We start from the raw sequence: 8,147 nt of genomic DNA on the forward strand, positions 1-8,147 counted from the left end.
GCCGTGGAACTGGGTGCCCCAGACAGATCAGCCAACAGCCCAAGCCGCATAAACTGCGGTCCTCACGCCACGCTTACGAACAGATCATCGCGGTTCTTTAGGAGCAGGAGACAGGATGAAGACCGCCGACGTATGCCGCAAGCACGGCATCAGCAGTGCGACGTTCTACGCTTCGCAGGTCAAATACGGCGGCAGTTAGTCGTTCAGCCCGGCACGCCAGCTGGTAGGCTGCTTTTCGTAGCGCCAACTCCAGCCCAGCGCGGAGCTACTTCGCTGCGGGAGTGGTGCGTGGTGGCGCGAAGCCTTTAGCATAGGTTATCTGAGCCTGCTTACGCAGCATGTCCGCGCGCTGACGCAACGCCGCCGAGCTGCGCTCCGCTTCCATGCGATTGCGCGCTATTTGTTGCATCTGTTCGCCGTCCAGTGGGACAATCCGCTCCGAAACAACGGTACTTGCAATGGCCCGCTGGCCTTCGAGAAAGACCAAGGGCTCACCTGCAGGAAGGCTTGCCATTTTCTTGTTCGCTGCATCACTCAATTCAGCAGTATCCATAGTGGCTTGGCTACGGCGAGCGACAATGCCATGTTGAGCAAGCAAAGCAGCGAGATCCTCCTCAGTCTTTGCAGGTTTAAGAGATTCGATTACCTCTGGTGATGGTGTAGGAAACTGGAGTTGATTAACCAAAATCAGTTTTCGCTGACTGGAGAGTTCCGGATGTCGGTCTAGGTATTCGTTGACAGCGCTAGTTGTTACTGGCTGCCGAGCGCTAGCCGCAATTTGCTGAGCAGCACGTTGCGCCAACAGGGCTTCTTCCATACGGCGTGTTTGAAGGATAAAGTCCGGGCTACGGTCTACTTTTGATTCCTTGGCGAACTGAGCTAGTATCTTGCGTTGGACCAACGACTGCACCGCCATGGACTGAAGCTCTTTACGCCTATCGGGAGGAACATTGGCAAGTTCCAGCTGCAGTTCGCTGTTGGTGATTGCTTCCCCGTTCACAGTTGCGACAGTTTGACCATCGGCTTTTGGCGCACGGTCGCACCCACTAGTCAGGAGCAGAGGAAACAGCAATGATCCTACGATGAACTGCCGTTTGTAGCACCGGTCGTTCCATGGCCGAGTTGACATGGTCTATCCAATCCGTTGTCTGGAACGATCACAAGATCGCTCGAAATAAGGAAATATACTGGTGGAAACGCTTTACGACTGGGCCACTGTGGCTGCATTCGCTGGTCTCGTCGTGCTGTTCCTGCAGCGATCGACGGCGGAAACGCCCAGTGATACGATATGGCAGTATTTGCCTCCAGCTGCTGGCTGCGCACTCGGCAACTGGCTGGGTAATGAGGGGAACGATCTGCTCGCGATCCTCGTCCTGCTGCTCAGCGCGGTGTATGTCTTTCTGGTTTTAAAGCCCTTCAACTTCATACGTTAGCAGGCCCCGCCAAAAGTGCGCGGCCGTTACGTCCTGTGGTCGCGTACATCGCGGCAGCGAACTGGGTAAGCCGAGCGTAAGCATCCTCCGGATCCAGATCGACACTCGATACTCGGACCAATGCACCATCTGGCGCAAGGCCACGCAGATTCTGCGCGGCTAGGAAGCGCCGCTCCTCGTCCCAGCTTTGCGGAAATTCGTTGCCTAGCCGTGTCCAATAAAGAACCTGCTCGATCCGCTCGTCGCGTTGCGTACTGAGGAAACGACCGCGCGGCATCAGTCCTGGCGCGAGCGGAATGTCGACTGGCCGATCCGCTGTGATCGTGAACCCAGACCCAGGGTAGCAAGACTCGGGTCGATGCACCATGAGCATCCCACTCTGCCTTCGATCATAGGCAAGCACGAACATGATGGCCGGGTCGACCCCATTTACGAAAGTTCGGGTCACCTGATCTTCATACACTGCGGCGGCCTGTCTTTCATCGTCAGGCGGCATAACGAAGTCCATCCCAGGAGCGAGCCCCCAAGTGCCAACGCGCGTCGGAATGACGTCATCAGCGTTGCCATTCGGGAGAGCCACCACTCGCTCCCGCGGTAACCCTGCCCATGACAGGCCGGCTGTCGCCAGCAAGGCACAACCCAGAAAGGCGTCGCGGCGGGACAGCGACATCACCGGTGATCGAGCCCTACTCATCCTCGCGCCCACCCCAGACGACGCACCATTGGGAACAACATGAAGTCGACTCCGACCAGCACCAGAAGCGCCAACGCGAATGTTCCGATGCCTGCGAACTCATGTGTTAGGCCTTCAACAACTCCCGGTCCGAACAGCTGTGTCGCATACACCATCCCCATAATCCTGAGCAGATTAGTTAAAAGCGCAATCGGCACCATCAATACGACGAGCATAAGTGCGTAAACGGGTTCGCTGCCGTGACGGAGGTAAACGTAAAAAAGGCTAGTCGCGCCTATACCAATCAACGAGTTCAGGCCGGAGCAAGCAGCTGCGACCTGCAACTGATAGCCTCCGACCTGAATAAGAGAACCGGTGCTGCCCACCGCCATCCCGGTGGTCGCCAAGATACCTACAGCGGCGTCGCTAAGTGCCATTTTCAGCGGTCGCGTCGCCACGAATATCCAGTTCTCAGGCGGCGTGATCAAAAACAACACGTAAAGGCAAGGAAACCAGAAATTTCGGAGGACGCCGCCACCGTAGCGGAGGTAGGCCAGCGTCAATAGGATGAAGTAAAGTGAAAGGCTTTCCAGCACCAGGATGCTGGTGATCCGACCAACAGCATAGAATGGCAGAGCGATGAGGAGCGGCACAGCACCCGGCCAGAGCGGATGCCGTACCCCTTCGTGCAAACGGTCTTTTTCGCGCCAGACTAGCCAGATGGCGGTTGCGAGTACGATCGGCCCATGAGCGCCTGCTTCTTTTGACCAGCTCCATTGGCTCATTCTAAGCAGCGTCGGCACAACGAGAGCGGTGATGCCGGCGAGGAGCACCCATTCGGCGACTGTCCGCTCGCGGAGAGCTACCACTATGCGAAGCGGAGACTCCTGACTTGCATTCAGCGCGGTAGTGACGGGCACCTCTATCTCCTAGGCTCTAAACTACCGCGATCCGCAATCGCCGCCAAGGGCTGCATTGCGGAGACCTGTGCTGGTTCTGGGCAACTTTCTATCAAGCCACACCGAATTGGATCAGCCATTTATGGTAACGTGCTTCGCATGCTGGCTCGGGTGCGAACCGTTGCGCAACATTATGGTGCAATGCGCGTGTGTAGAGCCAAGGTCGAAAGGTGCAAGACCTGAACAGCTCGGAAATCATCGGCAATGTAGGGACTGCCGTTGTCGTTGCCCGTTTGGAAGGCTCGAGCCGGGGAGAGGCGGGTCTAACGCCGTCGCGATCATCAGGTCGCGGACGCCCTCGGCGGTGATGCCGTCAAAGTGATGTGTCCTAGCGCTTCCTTGTCGCAGTAGGTAACGACGGCGACCCGCATCATCACGCAACTGATGTCCAGCGCCTCGAAGCACCAAGCGGTGTTCGGCCGGGCAACACCGACCCGGCTGTCGTGCCGTCGCACCTCGCCCTTGCCGCTGTGGCGCTGGAGCAGCAGCCAGTGGACCTTCATCACCTGGTAAACGCGCTTTAGATGGGGCGCTGCGCACCCGGTCTTCAAGGCCTGACGGCCTAGCAGGGCATGGACGCGGCGATAGCCGTAGGTCGGCAGATCGGCAACGAGCGCCCGAATGTCGGCGACCAGCTCATGTCAAAGCGCGGCAACAGCCATCTGCGTCGCCTGGTCATCCACGGCGCGAGGTTGGTGAGCATGCACATGAAGCGCGAGCAAGGGCTTGGCTCGTGGCTCGACGAACTCGAGATGCGAACGCACAACAACGTTGCGGTCGTTGCGCTAGCGAACACGACCGTACGCATTAGTTGGGCGGTGCTCGCCCGGCAGGAGCAGTATCGGCCACCTGTATGCCGATCGCTGCCTGACCCAGGCACCCGCACAAAGATGTCTGCAAGCAGAGAAGTGATGGCAAGCAGTCGATGGTGAAACGGTAGAACCCTGGCCAAAAATGCAGCCGTCAATGGCAGGAGCAGTTTGAAAGGACGACCGTGGCGCGTATCCCATCATGGCCAGGGGCCGAGATGTCCCAAACAGGCCGGATACATTTACGCAGACCGTGCTGCCAATCTCCCCTCACGCTTGCCAGACTGGGGCGGACCATGCGCTTTGTTGGGCTTGCGGTTCGGGATACGGCCTCGCGCAGGATCTCCGCTTCCATGGTCTTCTTACCAAGCAGGCGCTGGAGTTGGCTCATCTGAGCCCCACACCGCGGTACTCGGATGCGGGCACCACCTCCTCGCCGCACCAGCTGCGGTTAGCGCACCTTGAGCCATCAACCGCCGTCAGGTGAGGAGCTGGATGGCGCCGATGCCGTGCCGGCGGGCGACCCGCGACACGCTCATGCCCGGTAGGTACGTCTCCTCGACGATCTGGACTTTCTCCTCCGGTGTTCAGCGCCTCAGCGCTGAACACCGGAGAGCACCTCGCCGTCGTTGTAACGCCTGGTTGTATACTCAGTCATATGCCCCACTCTTATTCAAGAACGCGACCCTGTCAGGTTCGCTAGGGGGATCATCTCAGCCGAGCAGAAACATCGCAACCGCGAAAACAGCACCCCACCCGATCACCGAGGCCCCAACAATTACCGCGAGCCGCGCCCGCAATCCCAGCTTTGACGCTACCGTAGGGTTTGTCGGCAAAATCGCGCCATGAAGGGCAGTGACGTTGCTCGGGCCGCTCGCGCGCGTTATTGCTCCGGGCGCCAAAGGCACATCGAACTTACATCCGTAGCCATACTCTCCGTACCACACGATCTGTCCGGCCGTGAGCCCCAAATGCGCAATGCCAACCTGAACTTTCTGTCCAGGTGAGATTGGGGCATCAGTAACCAGACGGCAGCCTTCTCGCGTTAAGTCGCTGACAAATGCTTCGACCGGAGGAGCATCGCTGATCCGCACAATGCCAGGACGGCCGAAATTGACGCGCGGCGCGCTGCGCCGGTCGTAGTCCTGCACCCGCGACGGCGCCATCGCTCTCGCGACCCTAACCATTAACGCTAAACCTCAATCTGTTCCACCCTTCTCCTGCACGTAAAAGGTTATCAATTCCTGCGCGGGGAAAGTTATCAATCTGATAATCGCCGGTGAGCATGCGAGCGGTAAAGCGCAGCCGAAGCCTCCTGTTCGGGGGGGGGGGCGGCAGCTCCGACGGCGGAACTAATTATCTGTTTAACGGTTGTATTACTTGGGATCGCGACCCAACGCGGCTCGTAGGCGCAGGAGAGAATGTTGCGACATCAGGCGTCTAATGACGTTGTTCCCACCTCGTCGTTGATCGGCTTCGCCGGCGCGCTTGCCGCTGGAATGACGATATGGGCGATTGTTTTGTTGGTTGCTCTCGGCTGATCGGATCACCTCCGCCCGTCCGCACGACACGGATGGCCTGTGTACCAGCTGTCACCCACCGCTACTCACCTCGGTTAAGTGGCTGCCGCTCTTTCTGATTCACAGCGATCGGTGAAATCTGTATAAAATCACCGTGGCGGGGTAGTTCGTTTACTTCTGCCTGTCATCGCATGCCTTTAGGCATGGGGGTGTCCGTCAGCGATGTGGGTGGTCGGGGAGTAGTGACGATAGCGAGTATGCCTTACACGCGGTTGGGGCTTCAACGCCGCAGAGCCACGTCGCAGGCGCTGCGTTTGCGTCTTTGTGCAACGATGGCCGTGGCCGATATTCTGGCGCTCGTGACCGCATTCCTGGCGGCACTTGTGTTCCAAAATCTTGACGATAACTGGTTTGCCGTCCTGTTCGTAACAGTGCCAATCTATCTTGGCGCAGCGATGAACTCGGGCGCGTATGCCGTTACCGCGCTTCGTCATCGCGACTGCGGTCGTGTTGCCGCGCTGCAAGCTTTAGTATTTACCTTCGGCGCGCTTTTTCTGATCTCATACTTCTTTCGTATCGAGCAGCGGCTGCCGCGGTCGACGCTGCTGCTGACGATGATTGTAGCTACTGCGCTGGTCGTGCTTGTACGTTATTCAATCGCGATAGTCGTTCGTCAGCGATGGCGGGATGCGCTAGTGATGGAAATGGTGGTCTTGGATGACGTCCAGCCATCTCTGAGAGCATCGCTTATCCAAGTTGATGCCAAACAGGCTGGGATCGCACCGGACCTCCGCGATCCAATGATGCTCAACCGCTTCGCCGAACTGGTGCGTGGCGTTGATCGTGTCGTGGTCGCCTGCCCGGCGAAGCGCCGTAAGGAATGGGCAATGATGCTCAAGGGCGCCAACGTGCTAGGCGAGATCATGGTGGACGACATCGCTGATATTGGTGCCTTCAGTTTCGGTCGCATCGATGGGCACGAGACGCTCACTGTCGCCTCCGGACCACTCGATCTCAGTCAACGCATCATGAAGCGCGGTTTCGATCTCGTGCTGTGTAGCATGGCGCTGCTTGCCTTGGCACCAGTATTGATCGTTACCGCAATCGCGATCAAGCTCGACAGTAATGGTCCAGTATTCTTTCGTCAGCGTCGGGTTGGTCGCGGCAATGCGTTCTTCGAGATTCTAAAATTTCGCTCAATGCGCCACGAGCTATCGGATGCTGCGGGTGCCATTTCCGCTAGCCGCGACGATAACCGCATCACTCGCGTTGGCCGAATTATCCGACGCACGAGCATCGATGAACTGCCGCAACTTTTGAACGTACTGGGCGGTTCAATGAGCCTTGTTGGCCCTCGCCCCCATGCGCTTGGCTCATTAGCGGGCGACCGGCTGTTCTGGGATGTCGATGAACGATACTGGCATCGGCATGTGCTTAAACCTGGAATTACAGGCTTGGCGCAGGTTCGTGGATTTCGTGGGGCGACACATCATCGTGATGATTTGGTAAACCGCCTTCAAAGTGACCTGGAGTATGCTGCTGGTTGGTCGATTGGCCGCGATATTTACATCCTGTTTGCGACATTTAAGGTGCTTGTACATAAGAACACATTCTAGTGCCGCTGGGTTGTAAACAGCAATGCGGTTTGAAGTTCTTCTCATGTAGCCTTGTCGCATTGCGACGATCACCATCTGAGGTCGTCTTGGGTGACGGTAGCGGTCACTGCCAGTAGCGTTATTTCTGGTCCTTGTTGTAACGTGGCTGTCTTGGGATGAGCTTAGGCGACCGGAACTTTGACCAGCTTGGGAGAAGAAACTTGACGATCAAGGCCGTGCGTAAGGCGATTTTTCCAGTAGCGGGACTCGGCACGCGCTTTTTGCCTGCTACAAAGGCGATGCCCAAGGAAATGCTGACGGTCGTCGACAAGCCCTTGATCCAGTACGCAGTCGAGGAAGCGTTGGAAGCGGGCATTGAGCAGATCATCTTCGTGACCGGTCGTAATAAGACCGCGATCGAGGATCACTTCGATATCGCCTACGAGCTCGAGGATACATTGCGCGTGCGTGGCAAGTCGCTCGCGGCGATTGATGGCATCCGAATGCAGCCGGGTAGCCCGGTCTATATCCGGCAGCAGGAGCCCCTTGGCCTAGGTCATGCCGTTTGGTGCGCCCGCGACATCGTTGGCGATGAACCCTTCGCGGTCATCCTGCCGGACGAGCTGATGGTTGGCGGCTTCATGCGCCAGATGGTTGAGGCATATACCAGTGTAGGCGGCAACTTCATCGGCGCCCTTGAGGTCTCGCCTGAGGAAACCGGCAAGTACGGCATCATCTCGCCTGGCGCGGATGACGGACGGTTGGTGGAGGTAAAGGCGCTGGTGGAGAAGCCCAAGGGTACGGCGCCCTCTAACCTGATGATCCCTGGTCGCTACATTCTCCAACCCGAAGTGATGCAGATCCTAGATGCTCACGAGACTGGTGCGGGCGGTGAGATCCAACTGACCGACGCGATGGCCCAGTTGATCGGGCGCCAGCCCTTTCATGGTTTTCGCTTTGAGGGCGAACGCTATGACTGCGGTGACAAGGCAGGCTATATTCAAGCTAATCTCGCACTCGCGCTTGGGCGCGAGGACGTCGGCCCGCAGGTGCGCCGCTTCGCCGAGACGCTACTACACGGTGAGTAGCCCCTAGATTTCTGGACGCCTTCGATCCTAATTTTGAGGACAGGAGGCGGTGATGGGGAAGTCCAGTTTC

9 protein-coding genes and 3 pseudogenes are annotated in these 8,147 nt (G+C 57.9%); 5 read left to right on the top strand and 7 right to left on the bottom strand.

The annotated features are described in order from the left end of the window. Positions 1 to 53 precede the first annotated feature (53 nt). Positions 54 to 193, top strand: a pseudogene (locus ACH0BU_RS17495) (transposase); the annotation flags it as partial. A 72-nt stretch (positions 194 to 265) separates the two neighbouring features. On the opposite strand, the gene ACH0BU_RS17500 reads toward ACH0BU_RS17495, so the two are convergent. Next, complete coding sequence (locus ACH0BU_RS17500; protein ID WP_500264417.1) at positions 266 to 1,072, bottom strand: hypothetical protein; 807 nt, start codon at positions 1,070 to 1,072, stop codon at positions 266 to 268. 118 nt (positions 1,073 to 1,190) lie between these two features. Here ACH0BU_RS17500 and ACH0BU_RS17505 point away from each other — a divergent pair, with 118 nt between their 5' ends. Beyond that, a complete protein-coding gene (locus ACH0BU_RS17505) occupies positions 1,191 to 1,433 on the top strand; it encodes an XrtV sorting system accessory protein (protein WP_500264418.1) in 243 nt (80 codons plus the stop codon). On the opposite strand, the gene epsI is transcribed toward ACH0BU_RS17505, so the two are convergent. From epsI to ACH0BU_RS17520, 3 genes are all read right to left on the bottom strand, one after another. Beyond that, the gene (gene epsI, locus ACH0BU_RS17510) at positions 1,423 to 2,127 is read right to left on the bottom strand and encodes an exosortase-associated protein EpsI, V-type (RefSeq protein ID WP_500264419.1); all 705 of its coding nucleotides are present in this window, start codon (positions 2,125 to 2,127) and stop codon (positions 1,423 to 1,425) included. The two genes, ACH0BU_RS17505 and epsI, sit on opposite strands and share 11 nt — an antisense overlap. After that, the gene (gene xrt, locus ACH0BU_RS17515) at positions 2,124 to 3,026 is read right to left on the bottom strand and encodes an exosortase (protein WP_500264420.1); all 903 of its coding nucleotides are present in this window, start codon (positions 3,024 to 3,026) and stop codon (positions 2,124 to 2,126) included. The genes epsI and xrt overlap by 4 nt, the downstream gene beginning before the upstream one ends. A 320-nt stretch (positions 3,027 to 3,346) precedes the next feature. Further along, entirely contained in the window at positions 3,347 to 3,568 is a 222-nt protein-coding gene (locus ACH0BU_RS17520) for a hypothetical protein (RefSeq protein ID WP_500264421.1), read from the bottom strand. A gap of 69 nt (positions 3,569 to 3,637) precedes the next feature. Here ACH0BU_RS17520 and ACH0BU_RS17525 point away from each other — a divergent pair, with 69 nt between their 5' ends. Next, on the top strand, positions 3,638 to 3,997 hold the full coding sequence (locus tag ACH0BU_RS17525) for a hypothetical protein (RefSeq protein WP_500264422.1): 360 nt from the start codon (positions 3,638 to 3,640) through the stop codon (positions 3,995 to 3,997). A gap of 202 nt (positions 3,998 to 4,199) precedes the next feature. Here ACH0BU_RS17525 and ACH0BU_RS17530 read toward each other — a convergent pair. The 3 genes and pseudogenes from ACH0BU_RS17530 to ACH0BU_RS17540 all read right to left on the bottom strand — a co-directional run. Then, a pseudogene (locus ACH0BU_RS17530) lies at positions 4,200 to 4,345 on the bottom strand (IS3 family transposase); the annotation flags it as partial. An 8-nt stretch (positions 4,346 to 4,353) separates the two neighbouring features. After that, a pseudogene (locus ACH0BU_RS17535) lies at positions 4,354 to 4,449 on the bottom strand (transposase); the annotation flags it as partial. A 138-nt stretch (positions 4,450 to 4,587) separates the two neighbouring features. Continuing rightward, positions 4,588 to 5,025: a PilZ domain-containing protein gene (locus ACH0BU_RS17540; protein ID WP_500264423.1), complete on the bottom strand. Its 438-nt coding sequence runs from the start codon at positions 5,023 to 5,025 to the stop codon at positions 4,588 to 4,590. 701 nt (positions 5,026 to 5,726) lie between these two features. On the opposite strand from ACH0BU_RS17540, the gene ACH0BU_RS17545 reads away from it, so the two are divergent. Beyond that, complete coding sequence (locus tag ACH0BU_RS17545; protein WP_500264424.1) at positions 5,727 to 7,010, top strand: exopolysaccharide biosynthesis polyprenyl glycosylphosphotransferase; 1,284 nt, start codon at positions 5,727 to 5,729, stop codon at positions 7,008 to 7,010. 200 nt (positions 7,011 to 7,210) lie between these two features. Continuing rightward, positions 7,211 to 8,077 (top strand): UTP--glucose-1-phosphate uridylyltransferase GalU, encoded by an 867-nt coding sequence (gene galU / locus ACH0BU_RS17550; RefSeq protein WP_500264425.1) that lies wholly within the window; start codon positions 7,211 to 7,213, stop codon positions 8,075 to 8,077. Positions 8,078 to 8,147 lie beyond the last annotated feature (70 nt).

The organism is Sphingomonas olei (assembly GCF_045369765.1).
GTDB classification, from domain to species: Bacteria; Pseudomonadota; Alphaproteobacteria; order Sphingomonadales; family Sphingomonadaceae; genus Sphingomonas; species Sphingomonas panaciterrae.

Coding starts and splice junctions, on each gene's coding strand:
- ACH0BU_RS17545 (WP_500264424.1), top strand. CDS start 5,727: ATGGCCGTGGCCGATATTCTGGCGCTCGTGACCGCATTCCTGGCGGCA.
- ACH0BU_RS17520 (WP_500264421.1), bottom strand. CDS start 3,568: ATGAAGGTCCACTGGCTGCTGCTCCAGCGCCACAGCGGCAAGGGCGAG.
- ACH0BU_RS17525 (WP_500264422.1), top strand. CDS start 3,638: ATGGACGCGGCGATAGCCGTAGGTCGGCAGATCGGCAACGAGCGCCCG.
- epsI (WP_500264419.1), bottom strand. CDS start 2,127: ATGAGTAGGGCTCGATCACCGGTGATGTCGCTGTCCCGCCGCGACGCC.